Source organism: Streptomyces sp. PCS3-D2, from assembly GCF_000612545.2.
Classification (GTDB): domain Bacteria; phylum Actinomycetota; class Actinomycetes; order Streptomycetales; family Streptomycetaceae; genus Streptomyces.
The window spans coordinates 3,893,281-3,908,325 of record NZ_CP097800.1; the positions used below are offsets into that span (position 1 = coordinate 3,893,281).

17 protein-coding genes are annotated in these 15,045 nt (G+C 69.4%); 9 read left to right on the forward strand and 8 right to left on the reverse strand.

The features are described 5' to 3' along the window. Positions 1–135: 135 nt before the first annotated feature. Positions 136–786, forward strand: a complete 651-nt coding sequence (locus AW27_RS17020; protein ID WP_037920345.1) for an HAD family hydrolase — start codon at positions 136–138, stop codon at positions 784–786. A gap of 120 nt (positions 787–906) precedes the next feature. Further along, a complete protein-coding gene (locus AW27_RS17025; protein WP_078556398.1) occupies positions 907–2,115 on the forward strand; it encodes a globin domain-containing protein in 1,209 nt (402 codons plus the stop codon). Positions 2,116–2,170: 55 nt separating this feature from the next. On the opposite strand, the gene AW27_RS17030 is transcribed toward AW27_RS17025, so the two are convergent. The 5 genes from AW27_RS17030 to AW27_RS17050 all read right to left on the reverse strand — a co-directional run bounded on the left by AW27_RS17030 (position 2,171) and on the right by AW27_RS17050 (position 5,852). Continuing rightward, positions 2,171–2,650, reverse strand: coding sequence for an NUDIX domain-containing protein (locus tag AW27_RS17030; protein WP_037920344.1), 480 nt, complete (start codon positions 2,648–2,650; stop codon positions 2,171–2,173). Between the two features lie 59 nt (positions 2,651–2,709). Next, positions 2,710–3,615 carry a LysR family transcriptional regulator gene (locus tag AW27_RS17035; RefSeq protein WP_037920341.1) on the reverse strand — a complete coding sequence of 302 codons (906 nt, stop codon included), beginning with the start codon at positions 3,613–3,615 and terminating at the stop codon, positions 2,710–2,712. A gap of 187 nt (positions 3,616–3,802) precedes the next feature. Beyond that, positions 3,803–4,972, reverse strand: coding sequence for a cystathionine gamma-lyase (locus AW27_RS17040; RefSeq protein WP_052030348.1), 1,170 nt, complete (start codon positions 4,970–4,972; stop codon positions 3,803–3,805). Next, the gene (locus AW27_RS17045; protein WP_037920339.1) at positions 4,969–5,460 is read right to left on the reverse strand and encodes a low molecular weight protein-tyrosine-phosphatase; all 492 of its coding nucleotides are present in this window, start codon (positions 5,458–5,460) and stop codon (positions 4,969–4,971) included. Before AW27_RS17045 ends, AW27_RS17040 begins: the two co-directional genes overlap by 4 nt. A gap of 11 nt (positions 5,461–5,471) precedes the next feature. Then, complete coding sequence (locus AW27_RS17050; protein WP_037920330.1) at positions 5,472–5,852, reverse strand: phage holin family protein; 381 nt, start codon at positions 5,850–5,852, stop codon at positions 5,472–5,474. Between the two features lie 89 nt (positions 5,853–5,941). Between AW27_RS17050 and AW27_RS17055 the strand changes: the two genes are divergently transcribed. The 4 genes from AW27_RS17055 to AW27_RS17070 all read left to right on the forward strand — a co-directional run bounded on the left by AW27_RS17055 (position 5,942) and on the right by AW27_RS17070 (position 8,223). Then, positions 5,942–6,259 carry a cupin domain-containing protein gene (locus AW27_RS17055; protein WP_037920328.1) on the forward strand — a complete coding sequence of 106 codons (318 nt, stop codon included), beginning with the start codon at positions 5,942–5,944 and terminating at the stop codon, positions 6,257–6,259. Positions 6,260–6,416: 157 nt separating this feature from the next. Then, complete coding sequence (locus AW27_RS17060) at positions 6,417–6,644, forward strand: DUF5326 family protein (protein ID WP_037920326.1); 228 nt, start codon at positions 6,417–6,419, stop codon at positions 6,642–6,644. Between the two features lie 285 nt (positions 6,645–6,929). Continuing rightward, on the forward strand, positions 6,930–7,667 hold the full coding sequence (locus tag AW27_RS17065; protein WP_037921326.1) for an IclR family transcriptional regulator: 738 nt from the start codon (positions 6,930–6,932) through the stop codon (positions 7,665–7,667). Positions 7,668–7,764: 97 nt separating this feature from the next. Next, positions 7,765–8,223, forward strand: a complete 459-nt coding sequence (locus tag AW27_RS17070) for an SsgA family sporulation/cell division regulator (protein WP_037920324.1) — start codon at positions 7,765–7,767, stop codon at positions 8,221–8,223. Between the two features lie 111 nt (positions 8,224–8,334). On the opposite strand, the gene AW27_RS17075 is transcribed toward AW27_RS17070, so the two are convergent. Continuing rightward, complete coding sequence (locus tag AW27_RS17075) at positions 8,335–9,714, reverse strand: YibE/F family protein (protein ID WP_078556258.1); 1,380 nt, start codon at positions 9,712–9,714, stop codon at positions 8,335–8,337. A 212-nt stretch (positions 9,715–9,926) separates the two neighbouring features. Between AW27_RS17075 and thiC the strand changes: the two genes are divergently transcribed. Continuing rightward, complete coding sequence (gene thiC / locus AW27_RS17080; protein ID WP_037920315.1) at positions 9,927–11,723, forward strand: phosphomethylpyrimidine synthase ThiC; 1,797 nt, start codon at positions 9,927–9,929, stop codon at positions 11,721–11,723. A 55-nt stretch (positions 11,724–11,778) separates the two neighbouring features. Here the strand turns inward: thiC and AW27_RS17085 are convergent, their stop codons facing one another. Further along, complete coding sequence (locus AW27_RS17085; RefSeq protein ID WP_236647591.1) at positions 11,779–12,357, reverse strand: hypothetical protein; 579 nt, start codon at positions 12,355–12,357, stop codon at positions 11,779–11,781. Between the two features lie 224 nt (positions 12,358–12,581). Between AW27_RS17085 and AW27_RS17090 the strand changes: the two genes are divergently transcribed. Continuing rightward, a complete protein-coding gene (locus tag AW27_RS17090) occupies positions 12,582–12,746 on the forward strand; it encodes a hypothetical protein (RefSeq protein WP_157840208.1) in 165 nt (54 codons plus the stop codon). A gap of 68 nt (positions 12,747–12,814) precedes the next feature. Here AW27_RS17090 and AW27_RS17095 read toward each other — a convergent pair whose 3' ends face one another. Further along, the gene (locus AW27_RS17095; RefSeq protein WP_052030346.1) at positions 12,815–13,903 is read right to left on the reverse strand and encodes a glycosyltransferase; all 1,089 of its coding nucleotides are present in this window, start codon (positions 13,901–13,903) and stop codon (positions 12,815–12,817) included. A 259-nt stretch (positions 13,904–14,162) separates the two neighbouring features. Here AW27_RS17095 and AW27_RS17100 point away from each other — a divergent pair, with 259 nt between their 5' ends. Further along, positions 14,163–15,026, forward strand: a complete 864-nt coding sequence (locus AW27_RS17100) for a hypothetical protein (protein ID WP_052030345.1) — start codon at positions 14,163–14,165, stop codon at positions 15,024–15,026. Positions 15,027–15,045 lie beyond the last annotated feature (19 nt).

Sequence of the window (15,045 nt, forward strand, 5' to 3'; positions counted from 1 at the left end):
ATGAGCTGGGAGTCGTCCAGAGGATTTGGGGACGATGTTTCACGTGAAACCTGACGATCGGGAATCCTGCACCGGGCGACGTTTCACGTGAAACGCGGTGTTTCACGGGAAACGAACCCACTAGCCTCGATGCCTATGACGCGCCTGCACCTCTTCGACCTCGATGGAACGCTGATGTACGGCTCGGCGGCTCCCGTGGAGATCTCCCGTCAGCTGGGTGTGAGTGCCGAGATCGCCATGCTGGAGCGGGCCTTCTCCGCGCGCGAGATCGGGCCCCACCAGTTCTCGGTTGCCGTGCACGCGCTGTGGGCCGAGCTGACGCCGGAGCACGTCAGGGCGGCGTTCGACGGGGCTCCCTGGCTCGCCGGGATCCGGGATGTCTGGCAGGAGATCCGGCAGCGCGGAGAGTACTGCGCGGTGGTCTCCCTTTCGCCGTCGTTCTTCGTGGAACTTCTGCTGGAGTGGGGCGCGGATGCCGCCCATGGGTCGGTCTTCCCGGAAGTGCCGTTCACCCGGCCCGTGGAGGAGGCCGGGATTCTGACGCCCGAAGGCAAGGTCATGGTGGCCGACCGGCTGTGCGCGCAGTTCGGCGTGACGCGGGGCGACTGCGTGGCGTACGGGGACTCCGGGACCGACATCCACCTCTTCGAGGCGGTGTCCGTTTCGGTGGCGGTCAACGCGCGGCCGCATCTGGCCGCGCGTGCGACCCATGTCTATGAAGGGCGGGATCTGCGGGAGGTATACCAGCTGGTGGCTTTGGCGCGCCCGGGAGTTGACGCATCTTAGGAGGAAAGTGGGTTCGAATCGCGGATTTTCTGCGTTTCCCCGCAGGCCTCCGAGTCGGCTGGCACGCTGTGAAACCGGGAACCACGGATTCATGACCGTGGCGTGTGCAATCCGACCGAGATGCTCGAAGCGAGGCACCGCATGGACGCTCCGCCCACCAGATCGGCCAGACGCGAAGCGGCCCGGATACCGTCCGAGGACGGTGCGGCCGAGCCCTCACCGGATGCCGTACTCATCCGCCGGACCCTTGCGGAGATCGCCCCGGTCGCTGACAAAGTGACCTCGTACTTCTACGCCCTGGTCTTCACCGGGCACCCGGAAGTGCGGGGCATGTTCCCGGCGGCCATGGACACGCAGCGCGACCGGTTGCTGAAGGCGCTGCTGACCGCCGCCGAGCACATCGACCATCCTGAGGTGCTCGCTCCCTACCTCTGCCGACTCGGCACCGGGCACCGCAAGTACGGCACCATGCCCGGTCACTACCCCGCGGTCGGCGAAGCCCTCGTCGGGGCGCTCGCCCGGTTCGCGACGCTGAGCTGGGGGCCCGAGACCGAGGCCGCCTGGGTGCGGGCGTACACGGCCATCTCCCAGATCATGATCGATGCCGCGGCGGAGGACGAGGCCAAGGCACCCGCGTGGTGGCACGCGGAGGTGGTCTCGCACGAACTGCGCACCCCGGACATCGCCGTGCTGACCGTCCGCCCCGACCAGCCCTACGCCTTCCTGGCCGGCCAGTACGCGAGCCTGGAGACCCCTTGGTGGCCGCGTGTGTGGCGCCACTACTCCTTCGCCTCGGCCCCCCGGGCCGACGGGCTGCTCTCCTTCCACGTCAAGGCCGTCCCCGCGGGCTGGGTCTCCAACGCGCTGGTGCGCCACGCCCGCCCCGGGGACGTCCTGCGCCTGGGACCGCCGGCCGGGTCGATGGTGGTGGACCACACCACGGACAACGGGATGCTCTGCCTGGGCGGGGGCACCGGCATCGCGCCGATCAAGGCACTGATCGAGGATGTGGCCGTACACGGCGAGCGGCGGCCGGTGGAGGTGTTCTTCGGGGCGCGCAGCGACAGCGGCCTGTACGACAAGGACACGCTGTTGGGGCTGCAGCGCTCGCACCCGTGGCTGTCGGTCCGGCCGGTGGTCGGAGACGGGCTGGCCGGACAGCTGCCGCAGGCCGTGGGCGAGAACGGGCCGTGGAGCTCGTACGACGCGTTCGTCTCGGGCCCGCCCGCGATGATCCGCAGCGGGGTCGACGAGCTCCTGCGCATCGGCATTCCCGGCGAGCGGATCCGGCACGACGCCGTCGAGGAACTGGCGGGCATCGCCGGGTGACCGCCGGCCGCGGCCGCGCGGGGAGGGGCGCCAGCCGGCCGGCCCCGGACGGGCCTCAGCCCAGGTCGGGTGCGTGCATGGCGCGTACGCCTTCGATGTTGCCGTCCAGGTAGTGCCGCAGGGACAGGGGGACCAGATGGACCGCGGCGATGCCCACCCGGCTGAAGGGCACACGGACGATCTCGTACTCGCCCGCGGGTTCATCGACTTCGGGTCCGTGCCGGAGGCTCGGGTCCATCGATTCGAGACGGCAGACGAAGAAGTGCTGCACCTTCACGCCGGTCACCCCGCCGCCGGTGATGTGCTCGACGGTGTCGACGAAGCAGGGCACGACATCGGTGATCTTCGCGCCGAGTTCTTCGTGGACCTCCCGGTGGAGGGCGTCGACGACGGAGGCGTCCGATGATTCCACTCCCCCGCCGGGGGTGACCCAGTACGGGTCGACGCCGGGCTTGGTGCGCTTGATGAGGATCAGGTCGTCACCGTCGAGCAGGATCGCGCGAGCGGTGCGTTTGACCACGGGACGTTCGGTCATGGGAGAAGAGTGGCCCACCGCTCCGCTTCTGAAACGCGCCGCGGGCGGAAACCGGGGGCTCACCAGTGTGCGGCGGCGTCCAGCAGCCGAGCGCGGGCCCGTGCCAGGTGGGCCAGGGCCGGGCTTCCCGTTCGCAGGACGAGGAACCACGTGCGCAGTGGTGGTACGGCAGGCTCCGCCACGGCCGTGATCCGGCCGCTGTCGAGGGCCTCCTGGCACAGGTAGCGGGGCAGCACGGCGAGCCCCGCGCCCGCGAGGACGCATTCCAGTACGGCGCGCAGGTCGGGTGCGACCACGGTCGCGGAGAGCGACCTGGCGTCCGGCAGGGTGTCGAAGACGGCGCTCCAGTACCGGGTGACGAGCGGCAGGGTCTCGTGCACCTCGACGAGCGGGATGCCTTCCAGGGCCGCGGGACCGTCGTCTCGTAGCCGGTCCGTGTCGACGAGGGCGGCCCAGTAGGGCGCGCCGACCAGGACGTGCTCCTCGTCGCAGAGGGCGGTGGAGGTGAAGGGCCCGCCGCGGGGGTGGGCGGTGGTGACGACGAGGTCGTGGTGGCCGGCGGCGAGTCCGTCGAGGACGGTTTCGGCATCGTTCTGCAGGGTGGCGCGCAGAGTGTGGCCCTGGCCGACGAGGGGCGCGAGGGCGGGTAGCACCCGCAGGGACAGGAACTCGGGCGGACCGGCGACGTGGAGGGACCGGATCGCGCCCGCGTCCTCCCGCTCGGCCTCGGTGATCCGGAGCAGGGCGTCGAGGTGCGGGGCGGCCTTGTGGGCGAGTTCGTCCCCGACGGCCGTGGGGGTGACCCCGCGGGCCCGACGGTGGAAGAGCGGCCGGCCCAACTGGCGCTCCAGGGTGCGGATCTGCGAGGTCACAGCGGGCTGGGACAGTCCGAGGAGAGCGGCGGCGCGTGTGAACGAGCCCGCCCGGTGCACGGTGACGAAGGTGCGCAGCAGGGCCAGATCCATCGCGACACCTCTCGGAGGGGCCTACAACTATAAATATGCAGATAGGCCCCTGTCGCTACCGTGATTGGACTCTGACGCACAGTCAACTAGCCTTGTCGCGTGGTTCTTCGCTAGCGGAACCCGGGGCGGTCCGAGCCACTAGGGGGGAGGCTCGGACCGCCTTTCACGTCGTAGGCAGAGACTGTGATCAGCGGTCGTGACCGGCCGGATCGAGGGCGTGGTCGAGTGCACGCAGCACATCCGCGACCAGGTCCTCGGTGTCCTCGGCCCCCGCGGAGAAGCGGATGAAGCCCTCGGGCACCGCATCGCCGCCCCACCGTCCGCGCCGCTCGGCGGTGGACCGCACGCCGCCGAAACTCGTGGCGTCCTCGACCAGGCGTAGCGCGGACATGAACCGCTCCGCGTGTGCCCGGTCGGGCAGGGTGAAGGAGACCACCGAGCCGAATCCCCGCATCTGGCGGGCGGCCGTCGTGTGGGAGGGGTCCGTGGTCAGCCCCGGGTAGCGCACCCCGCTCACGTCCCGGCGGTCGACCAGCGCCTCCGCGAGGGCCAGTGCGTTGGCCCACTGGCGCTGCGCGCGCAGCTGGATCGTGGCCAGTGAGCGATGGGCGAGCCAGGCCTCCATGGGGCCGGGGATCGCACCGACGATCTTGCGCCATCCCCGGACACGGGCCGAGAGTTCCCGGTCGCGGCACACGACGTACCCGAGCAGCAGGTCGCCGTGGCCGGTGAGGCCCTTGGTGCCGCTCGCCACGGAGAAGTCCGCCCCGAGCTCCAGGGGCCGCTGCCCGAGCGGAGTGGCGAGGGTGTTGTCCACGGCGACCAGGGTTCCGCCGGCGTGCGCGGCCCGTGCGAGGCGCCGTACGTCGCATACGTCGAGCCCTGGGTTGGACGGCGTCTCGATCCACAGCATCCGGGCCCCGTCGAGGGCGCTGAGCTGGGCGTCTGCTCCGGTGGGTGCGGTGCGCACGCGGATCCCGTACGCCTCCAGCTGCTCACGCAGCAGGGGCAGTGCCTGGTAGCCGTCGTCGGGCAGGACGACCACGTCGCCCGTTCGCGTCTGCGAGAGGAGGACGGCGGAGACCGCTGCCATGCCGGAGGCGAAGACGACGGTGTGCACCTCCTGGCCGGGGGCTTCCAGCTCCCCGATCGCCCGTTCCAGCAGGGTCCAGGTCGGATTGGTGTCGCGGCCGTAGGCATACGGGCCTTCGACGTCGCCCGGGAGGTGGAAGTGGGCGGCGAAGACCGGCCCCGGCAGGGGTGGTTCGTTCTTGACGGCCTCGGGCAGGCCGGCGCGCACGGCACGGGTGCCGTCGCCGATCGGCCCGCCCGGGCCTCGGTGGGCGTATTCGTTCACGTGGTGTGCTCCTTCATGGCCCGGCGTACGGCGTCCAGCAGACCGGGGCTCGCAGCCTCGACCAGTGCCAGGCACTCCTCGAACCCGTCGAGCGGCCCGTAGTAGGGGTCCGGTACGTCGTGCACCCCGGCCGGGGCGGCCGGATCGTAGGAGCGCAGCAGCTGGACCTTGGCGGCGTCCTGCGGCGTGGGTGCGAGCGCCCTCAGGTCCCGCAGGTGCCCGGAGTCGAGCGCGACGACGAGGTCCAGCCGGGAGAACCAGGAGGGACGGAACTGGCGGGCCCGGTGGTCGTGGGCGTAGCCGGCGGCCTCCAGGACGGAGACGGCGCGCGGGTCGGCGCCGTCGCCCTCGTGCCAGCCGCCGGTCCCGCCGCTGTCCACTTCGACGAGGGCATCGAGTCCGGCCCGTTCCACATGGGCGCGGAAGACGGACTCGGCCATGGGGGAGCGGCATATGTTGCCCGTGCAGACGAAGCAGACGCGGTACATGCGCAGCCCGCTCAGTCGTTGTCGGGAAGGACCAGGTTCGCGGCCCAGGAGACGATGGAGATGATCAGGCCGCCGATGAGCGCCGACCAGAAGTTGTCCACGTGGAAGCTGAGGTCGAACTGATCGGCCAGCCACGAGGTCAGCAGCAGCATCAGCGCGTTCACGACCAAGGTGAACAGGCCGAGCGTGAGGATGAACAGCGGCAGTGACAGCAGCTTCACCACGGGCTTGACGATGAGGTTGACCAGGCCGAAGAGCAGGGCGACCAGGATCAGGGTCAGCGTCCGGCGGCCCAGCGTGCTGCCGTCGTCCAGGGTGATGCCGGCGACCAGCCAGATGGCCACGGCCAGGGCTGCCGCGTTGGCGAGCGTCTTGACTACGAAATTCGTCATGTGTCTGATCGTGGCAGAGAAGATCCCGGTGGGACATCCGCAGAGCAGCGGATGCGAGGGAACGATCGAGTACAAGGGGCACAACGACGATGAAAGCCTTCCGGCTTGACGAGCTCGAAGCGGAACGGTCCGCCAACGACGGCGCCTATCTGCAGTTCCTGCGCGAGCGGAACATGTCGGTCGGGCTGTACGCGCTCGACGCCGGCCAGACCGATCCGCAGCGGCCGCACGGTCAGGACGAGGTGTACTTCGTGGTGAGCGGGAGGGCCTCGATCACGGTCGGCGAAGAGACCACCACCGTGGCGCGCGGCAGCGTCGTCTACGTCCCGGCGGGCGTACCGCACAAGTTCCACCACATCACCGAGGACCTGAAGGTGATGGTGGTGTTCTCGCCGCCGGAGGGCTGAGCCCACTCCCGGGTGAGGGTCGGGCCCCTGATCCCCCTAAGGGGAGGATCAGGGGACTCCGGGGGCTCGCGGGCCCCGATCGGATCCCGCGGGCTCCTAGCATCGACAGCAGCACGTCGCAGACGGGACGACCAGCAACCAGGAAGAGGTCGAGGACATGAGTGGGATCCGGGAGATATTTGCAGGCACGCCCTGGTGGGTGAAGTGGGTGGCCGTTCCGCTGCTGGCGGTGTTCGTCTTCGGTGGTGTCATCACCAGCGTCCTGGGCGCGCTGATCTCGTTCGCCTTCAAGCTGCTGCTCTTCGTCGGCCTCGTCGGCGGTCTGATCTTCGTGGTGAAGAAGCTCGGCGGAGGCCGTTCGAAGTCCTCCTCCGGCGAGTGGTAGGTGACGGGCCGGGGCGGTTCCCTCGTTAACCCGCCTGAGGGAACCGGACACCCCAAACCACTCAGAGCCCCGGAAAGGGTGGATAGAGTCGCGAACTGTGCCGTTCCCTGGGCACTTGGAGCCCGTGGCACCGCCTGACCTGTGGTGACGCCGACTACCTGCCGAGCGCTGCCCCAGGACCCGGCATCAGCGGGGGCGGCCCCCGCGGGGCGGTCCACCTCTGAAGGCCCGCCGCCACGCCTGGGGGTGAGCTTGTCTCCGGTCCACAATGCGGGTGTGCCGACACTGATCGGTTCGGTACAGAGGGCGCTGAGGCTGCTCGAAGCGGCGGGATCCCACCGCGAGGGAGCCCCGGCGAAGCAACTGGCGCGTGAGGCCGGGCTTCCGCTTCCCACCGCCTACCACCTGCTGCGCACTCTGACGCACGAGGGCTATCTGCGCAGGGAGAGCGGAGTCTTCGTACTGGGCGCGGCGGCAGGGCGACTGGCCGGCGGCGGACTCCAGCAGAAACGTCGCACCATGATCCTCGACTCGCTCGCTCACTTCCGCGACGCGGTGGGGGCGCCCGTCTACTTCGCGGTCTACCGCGAGGGTGAAATCGAGGTGGTGGGGGTCTCGGACACCCCGGGCCGTCCCGCGTGCGAGGAGTGGGCCGACTTCCGCGCCACCGGATTCGCGCACGCCATCGGGCAGTGCCTGCTCGGCCAGCTCGACGAGAGTGCGCGCAGGGACTATTACGACCGCCATCCGGTAGAGGCCATCACTCCTTATACCGTGCGCGATCTGCATGCCTTGGAGAACCGGATCGGGGCCCTCGGGCGAATGCAGCCTGTAATCGAGCGTCAGGAATATGCCCTGGGCACAGTCTGTGCCGCGATCCCCATCACGGCCGGCGATACGGCCGCGACGATGGCCATTTCCTTGCCCCTGCACCAGGAAGATCGATTGCTGTATGTAGTCGATCGACTACGGAGTGAAGTAGGCGCGCTGTTGAGCACCCTCTCGTTCTCTATCAGTATCTGAAAACTCACTCCTTGTGATCTGCTCGCGCTTCCACCACTCTTGTCAAGAGGGTCCTGGGGGGTCATTCCTGGCCACTTCCACTACAGCGGGGTAGGCAATGCGCGAGTCGGTACAGGCAGAGGTCATGATGAGTTTCCTCGTTTCCGAGGAGCTCTCGTTCCGGATCCCGGTGGAACTCCGGTACGACGCCCGTGATCCCTACGCAGTCCGCCTGACCTTCCACCTTCCCGGAGACGCGCCCGTGACCTGGGCGTTCGGCCGGGAGCTGCTCCTCGACGGCATCAACAAGCCGTGTGGTGACGGCGATGTGCATATCGCCCCCACCTGCCCCGAGGAGCTGTCCGACGTCCACATCCGGCTTCAGGTCGGCGGCGACCGTGCCCTGTTCCGGGCCAGCGCGGCACCGCTCGTCGCGTTCCTCGACCGCACCGATCGGCTCGTGCCGCTCGGACAGGAACGGAACACGGGCGACTTCGAGGAACACCTGGACGAGGCACTCGGCAGAATCCTGGCCGAGTCGCGGCAGAACGAGCAGAACGAGCAGAACGCGGGCTGAACCGCAGTCCGGGTCCGCTCGCTCCCGCGCGCCGATGAGTGGTCCTTGCCCGCTCACCCTTCGGGCCGAAGCGCGGTCCCGGCCCGCTCATCCCTCGGGCCGAACCACCGTTCAGCGCTTGCGCCGCCGGCCCCGGCCGCCGCGTGCCGGCCCCGAGCCCGGTGCGGCGTCCGGGGATTCCGGCCGGTCGGCCGACACGACCAGCGCCGCGAGTGCCGTCGTCACGGGCACCGAGGCCACGAGACCGATCGAGCCGACGAGGGTCCGTACGATCTCCACCGCGACCAGTTCGCTGTTCGCCACCGCTCCCATGCTGCTGTTGGCGATCGAGAACAGCAGGAGCAAGGGGAGCGCGGCGCCCGCGTAGGCCAGTACCAGGGTGTTGACCACCGACGCGATGTGGTCGCGGCCGATCCGGATGGCGGCCCGATACAGGGCCCGGGGGCCCATCGACGGGTCGGCCTGGTGCAGTTCCCAGACCGCCGAGGTCTGGGTGACCGTCACGTCGTCGAGGACGCCCAGCGATCCGATGATGATCCCGGCGAGCAGCAGACCGCTCATGTCGATGTCCGGGTACAGACCGTGGATCAGACCGGTGTTGTCGTCGGTGTTCCCGCTGAGGAACGCCCAGTCGATGAACACCGAACCCAGCAGGCCGATCAGCAGCAACGACACGAGCGTCCCCAGGACCGCCACGGAGGTGCGTGCGGTCAGGCCGTGGCACATGTAGAGCGCGATCAGCATGATGGCGCTCGCCCCGACCACCGCGACCACCAGCGGGTTCGATCCCTGGAGGATGGCGGGGAGGATGAAGAGCGTCAGCACGCCGAAGCTGACGACGAGTGCGATCAGCGCGAAGAGCCCGCGCATCCGGCCGACGAGGACGACCGAGAGCGCGAAGATGCCGGCCAGCGCCGCCAGTGGAAGTTTGCGGTTCACGTCGATCACCGAGTACTGGAGGTCGCGCGGCGCGTCGGGGGCGTACGCGACCACCACCTCCTGGCCGTCCGCGAGCTGCCGCGGTGCGCCCGGCTGGACGATCTCCACGAAGGTGCGTCCCCGGTCCGGGCCGCTCCCGACCTCGACGGTGGCCTTCTTGCACTCGCCGGTCTGCGCGGCCCGGGCCTCGCGCCCCGTCGGGGTCGACACCTCGCCGGTCGGCGGCACCTGCCCGGCGTTCACGGACGCGCAGTCGACGCGTTCCAGTGAGACGACCTTGGCCTGCTGGGTCTGCCGGTCGAAGCCCACCCCGGTCCGCTCGTGGTCCGGGGCGCCGCCCGGCCAGAGGACCGCCAGACCGGCGAACACGGCGACGGCAAAGGGGATCAGCACCGCCGCGATGACCTTGCGCAGGTGCTTCGAGACGGGGGCGGCCGGTCCGTGACCGTGGCTGTGGGAATGGCCGGAGGAGTGCCCGTGTCCGGCGTGCGCGTGGCCGGAGTGGCTGCCGGTCTCGGTGGGCTCGGTGGGGGGCTGCGGCGAGGACGTCACCAGCAGATCATCGCAAGAGATGAGGGGGGCCCACTGTTCAGCACGCCATGGATGACGCTAGCGTGGGGGCTACTTTGCACAACGCGGGAGCTCGGAGCACCGGGCTGAGAGGGCGCTGATCACCGTACGCGGGCACGGATGCGTAGGGGAAGAGGCTGCGTCGACCGCCGAACCTGTTACCGGGTAATGCCGGCGTAGGGAGATCAGGTCTCATGACCATTCAGGACGCACGCACGCCTGCCGTCAGCCAGGACGCCGACGGCTCGACCGAGCGCAAGCCGGGCTGGCACAAGGGCTACGTGGCGGGCTCCCGCCCCGACATCCGGGTGCCGGTCCGCCAGGTCCACCTCACCAACGGCAAGGACGTGACGCTCTACGACACGTCCGGTCCGTACACCGACCCGCAGATCGAGACCGATGTGCGTCGGGGCCTCGCGCCGCTGCGCGAGAACTGGATCATCGGCCGCGGCGACACCGAGGAGTACGCCGGACGCCCGGTCCGCCCCGAAGACGACGGCATCAAGCACACCTCGCCGCGCGGCGGCCTCAAGAACCTCGACGCGGTCTTCCCGGGCCGCCCCCGCCAGCCCCGCCGGGGCCGCGACGGGGCCGCCGTCACGCAGCTCGCGTACGCCCGCCGGGGCGAGGTCACCCCGGAGATGGAGTACGTCGCGATCCGCGAGAACGTCTCCGCCGAGGTCGTCCGTGAGGAGATCGCGGCAGGTCGCGCGGTGCTCCCCGCGAACGTGAACCACCCGGAGATCGAGCCGATGATCATCGGCAAGAAGTTCCTGGTGAAGGTCAACGCCAACATCGGCAACTCCGCCGTCACCTCCTCGATCGAGGAGGAGGTGGAGAAGATGACCTGGGCGACCCGCTGGGGCGCCGACACGGTCATGGACCTCTCGACGGGCCGCAACATCCACACCACCCGCGAGTGGGTCCTGCGCAACTCCCCCGTGCCGATCGGCACCGTGCCGCTCTACCAGGCACTCGAGAAGGTCGACGGCCGTGCCGAGGAGCTGACCTGGGAGATCTACAAGGACACGGTCATCGAGCAGGCCGAGCAGGGCGTCGACTACATGACGGTCCACGCCGGCGTGCTGCTCCCGTACGTGCCGCTGACCGCCCGCCGCAAGACCGGCATCGTCTCGCGCGGCGGCTCGATCATGGCCGCGTGGTGCCTCGCGCACCACAAGGAGAACTTCCTCTACACGAACTTCGAGGAGCTCTGCGAGATCCTGGCGACGTACGACGTCACGTACTCGCTGGGTGACGGCCTGCGCCCGGGGTCCATCGCGGACGCCAACGACGCGGCGCAGTTCGCGGAGCTCAAGACGCTGGGCGAGCTCAACACCATCGCCAAGCGCCACAACGTGCAGACGATGATCGAGGGCCCGGGCCACGTCCCGATGCACAAGATCAAGGAGAACATCGACCTCCAGCAGGAGATCTGCGAGGAGGCGCCCTTCTATACGCTCGGCCCGCTCACCACGGACGTGGCGCCCGCGTACGACCACATCACCTCGGGCATCGGCGCCGCGATGATCGCCTGGTGGGGTACGGCGATGCTCTGCTACGTCACGCCCAAGGAGCACCTGGGCCTGCCCAACCGGGACGACGTCAAGACCGGCGTGATCACGTACAAGATCTCGGCGCACGCCGCCGACCTCGCCAAGGGACACCCGGGCGCCCAGGAGTGGGACGACGCCCTGTCCGACGCGCGGTTCGAGTTCCGCTGGGAGGACCAGTTCAACCTGGCCCTGGACCCGGACACGGCGCGTGAGTTCCACGACGAGACCCTTCCCGCCGAACCGGCCAAGACCGCGCACTTCTGCTCCATGTGCGGTCCGAAGTTCTGCTCGATGAAGATCAGCAGAAGCATCACAGAGCAGTTCGGTGGCGATGAGCCGGCGGCCTCGGAAGAAGAGATCGCCGAGGGCATGCTCAAGAAGTCGGCGGAGTTCGCAGCCTCGGGCAACCGGGTCTACCTGCCACTGGCCGACTGACCCAGCCGAAAGGACCGGCCCGCGACCTCATGGGGGGAGTCGCGGGCCGGTGTCGTTACTGCGGTGCGCCTGTTTGCTGGGCTGCACGGAGGCGTTCTATCTGCTTTGTGATGAGGTCGGCTGGGAAGGAGGCGGTTCCACCCACGTTGAGCGCCGAGAAGGACGCGATGGTGTTGCCGGTCCGTACGACGACAAACGTCTCGTTGCGGTCTCCCCCCTTCTCGGCACCCAGGGGAATGGTTTCCGTGTAGCTGACTGCTTCGTCCCCGAAGGACGGAGCCGGCGCCGGCGCAACCGTGGCGGTGAACTTTCCGGACCAAGCCTCGCCGTCGTAGGTCCGGCAGGAGGAGAGCGACTGCCTGAGATCCACGAAGCGCTGCTGGGCCCTGCCGTCCTCATAGGAAGCGAGGGTCGAGCCGCCGCCCCAGATGTCGTCCTTCCAGTTGAAGATCTGGAAGATGTGAGCGTGTGAATCCCTGGCATTGAGTACGTCACGGACGGTTTGGCAGGCGGGGACCGAGGCCGGTGCGAAGGATCGCCTAGTGCCCTCGGGCACGGGTTCCTGCACTTCGATGAGGCCGTCGCGTACCTGCGGAACTTCGCCGTTCTTGAAGGCGACAGCTTTCAGCTGCATCAGCGTCAGAGGTGCCGCCGTAGCCGCGGGCGAGGGGGCGGAAGACGGTGTCTCCTGCTGGGATGTCGACGAGGACGCTGTGGTGCACCCAGTTGCGGCGAACAGGGCTGTGATGGCAGCGGTCGGCAGTAGCCATCGCGTACGGGCTTGCATGGTCCCCCCGGACTCTTGTGGACGAGAGGTCGACGCTAGCGAGTGGGATACGTGCTCACCAGCACGTTTCGATGAAGAGTGTGGGGGTGGAGATGTGCTCGATGAAGATCTCGCAGGACATCCGCCGCGAGCACGGCGGGGACCTGAAGGCGGAGGAGATCCAGGCCGGCATGGCGGAGAAGTCCGCCGAGTTCGCGGCCTCGGGCAACCGCGTCTACCTCCCGCTGGCCGACTGAGACCGGCCGTCAGGTACCGGATGCGGCGCGGACCCGCGACCCATGGGGGGAGTCGCGGGTCCGCGCCGTCAGGCCGCCGCCCGGTACTCCGGACCCAGCTTGGCCAGGGCGAACGCGCGGTTCTCGACCACCCGTTCCCGCTGGCTCTCCGGGAGCCCGTCCTCCCGCCGGAGGCGTTCGCAGCACTCCAGCGACTCCTCGTACGCGCCGACCCAGTAGGCGGCGACCGCGAGCTCGTCGAGCGCACGCCACGCGTACCAGTCGAACTCGACGAACAGGATGTCCTCGGGGCGCGGGATCCGCGCCGCCTGACGGGCGAACAGGTACGCCAGCTCGAAGCGGCCGTCCAGACGGCACAGGCGGGCCAGGTCGCCGAGCGCCTCGGCCCGGCCGGGCCGGCTCTCGTGGGCGCGGAGGTAGCGGTCCGTCACCTCGGCCGGCGGGCGCCGGAGACCTGCCGCGAGCCGTGCCGCGTAGAGCCGTGCGCAGAACGCCTCCTCGGCGAAGCCGCCCATGGCCGCCCGTCGGTCGTATGCGGCGAGGGACTTCTCCGGCTCGCCCGCGTCGCGCCAGCTCTGGGCGAGGTAGAAGGCGTAGCGGGCGTTTTCCGGTTCCTCCAGGAGGCCCTTCTCCAGGATTCCGGCGTCGCGGAGGTACTTCTCCCGGTCGCCCCCCTCGCCCTGCCGGGCTCCGCCGCCGATGACGCGGATGTGGAAGCCCTCCAGGACTCCGCGGGTGAACGGGTCCGCGCAGTCGAGGTACTCGTGCAGGACACCGACGTATGTCCAGGGCAGCCGGGTGGTGACCAGAGCGGGGCGCCAGTGGATGACGGGCTGGTGGTGCACCGCGATGCCGTACGAATCGGAAGTGAGCTCCGGCATCTGGAATCCGGGATCCACCTCGATCACGTCGTCCGCGTCCACGAAGAGCAGGTAGTCCGCGTGGGAGCGGGCCAGGTCGATCGCCTCGCTGCGGCTGCCGTCGAATCCCTTCCAGGGCCGTTCGTACAGGGTGCCCGGGAGGTCGGCGAGGAATTCACGGATGATCTCCTGGGTTCCGTCCGTCGAACCGGTGTCGACGATCACCCAGGTGTCGATCAATGGGCGCACGGATTCGAGACAGCGCCTGATCACCGCGGCCTCGTTCTTCACGATCATGTTCAGACAGACTTTTGCTTTCAAGGATCCCGTCCACGGTGGTGGTGAAGACGACCGTGAGGCGACCGTAGGGACCGGGGCAGGGGGGTGCAAGGAAGCCACGGTGCGCGCCGCCATTGGGGCCCTGTCGCTGGTCCGATGAGATGACTGCAGAGCGAGGCGATCGGCACGTCCGGTCCGATTTACCCACTATGGGCGAGGCGGCCCGTCCGGGCCGATCGCACATCGTTCGACTCGGTTTCCAGAAGGAGCGGCTTATATGAGCCCCGTGAACAGGACCAGGTCACCCCTCGGCCCGGTGGCCCGGCGAAGTGCCGTGGTGAAGGGAGGCACGCTGGCGTCGCTCGCCCTGGTGGTGGCGGGCATCGCCAGCCCGGCGTTCGCCACCGCACAGAGTGTGCAGTCGGCCGCGACGGTCCGGCCGGCGACTCCGACCGGCGGGGGAGACTGCACGACGCAGAAGAGCCGGAACCACGATCCGAGGACGGTGGACACCCAGGCCGGCCCGCGCGGCGGCGGCGACAAGTGCGACGGGCAGCGGGGCCCGACCGGTCCCACGGGGCCCACGGGTCCGCGCGGCCCGCAGGGTCCTCCGGGCGAGGACGGGGCCGACGGCGCGACGGGTGCCACCGGCGCAACCGGTGCCACGGGTGCCACCGGTGCGACGGGTGCGACGGGTGCGACGGGTGCCACCGGTGCGCCGGGTGCCTGCGTGGACGTCGACGCCGTCCGGGACAACAACGACCGCGAGTTCAAGGCGGCGCTCACCCCCGACGGCATCACCTACGCGGGTGTCCGCGAGGTCCAGGGCGACACGGTGGGTACCTGGCTCTGGTACGACCTCACCACCAACGAGGAGGGCGACTACCCGACCGGCGCCTGCGGGGTCTCCATCTCCCACCAGGCCAACCGGCTGGAGATCGAAGTGATCACTCAGACCGGCACGATCTGGGACACGTTCTGCGACGTGGTCCCGGGCACGCCCGACACGCTCTCGTGCGACGGGGTCTGGAACGCGGCGAACCCGCAGCCCATGCCGGGCGACGGGCCGACGCCGGTGCGCGCCATCGCCGAGCCGGTGCGCCCGATGGACCCCAACCACCTGCCGAAGACGCTGAAGTAGAGCGCCGTGCCGGCCGGAG

Bases quoted from the DNA above. Each gene is read 5' to 3' on its own strand.
- AW27_RS17020 (WP_037920345.1), top strand. From the start codon at position 136: ATGACGCGCCTGCACCTCTTCGACCTCGATGGAACGCTGATGTACGGC.
- AW27_RS17025 (WP_078556398.1), top strand. From the start codon at position 907: ATGCTCGAAGCGAGGCACCGCATGGACGCTCCGCCCACCAGATCGGCC.
- AW27_RS17030 (WP_037920344.1), bottom strand. From the start codon at position 2,650: ATGACCGAACGTCCCGTGGTCAAACGCACCGCTCGCGCGATCCTGCTC.
- AW27_RS17035 (WP_037920341.1), bottom strand. From the start codon at position 3,615: ATGGATCTGGCCCTGCTGCGCACCTTCGTCACCGTGCACCGGGCGGGC.
- AW27_RS17045 (WP_037920339.1), bottom strand. From the start codon at position 5,460: ATGTACCGCGTCTGCTTCGTCTGCACGGGCAACATATGCCGCTCCCCC.
- AW27_RS17050 (WP_037920330.1), bottom strand. From the start codon at position 5,852: ATGACGAATTTCGTAGTCAAGACGCTCGCCAACGCGGCAGCCCTGGCC.
- AW27_RS17055 (WP_037920328.1), top strand. From the start codon at position 5,942: ATGAAAGCCTTCCGGCTTGACGAGCTCGAAGCGGAACGGTCCGCCAAC.
- AW27_RS17060 (WP_037920326.1), top strand. From the start codon at position 6,417: ATGAGTGGGATCCGGGAGATATTTGCAGGCACGCCCTGGTGGGTGAAG.
- AW27_RS17070 (WP_037920324.1), top strand. From the start codon at position 7,765: ATGCGCGAGTCGGTACAGGCAGAGGTCATGATGAGTTTCCTCGTTTCC.
- thiC (WP_037920315.1), top strand. From the start codon at position 9,927: ATGACCATTCAGGACGCACGCACGCCTGCCGTCAGCCAGGACGCCGAC.
- AW27_RS17085 (WP_236647591.1), bottom strand. From the start codon at position 12,357: ATGCAGCTGAAAGCTGTCGCCTTCAAGAACGGCGAAGTTCCGCAGGTA.
- AW27_RS17090 (WP_157840208.1), top strand. From the start codon at position 12,582: ATGAAGAGTGTGGGGGTGGAGATGTGCTCGATGAAGATCTCGCAGGAC.
- AW27_RS17095 (WP_052030346.1), bottom strand. From the start codon at position 13,903: ATGATCGTGAAGAACGAGGCCGCGGTGATCAGGCGCTGTCTCGAATCC.
- AW27_RS17100 (WP_052030345.1), top strand. From the start codon at position 14,163: ATGAGCCCCGTGAACAGGACCAGGTCACCCCTCGGCCCGGTGGCCCGG.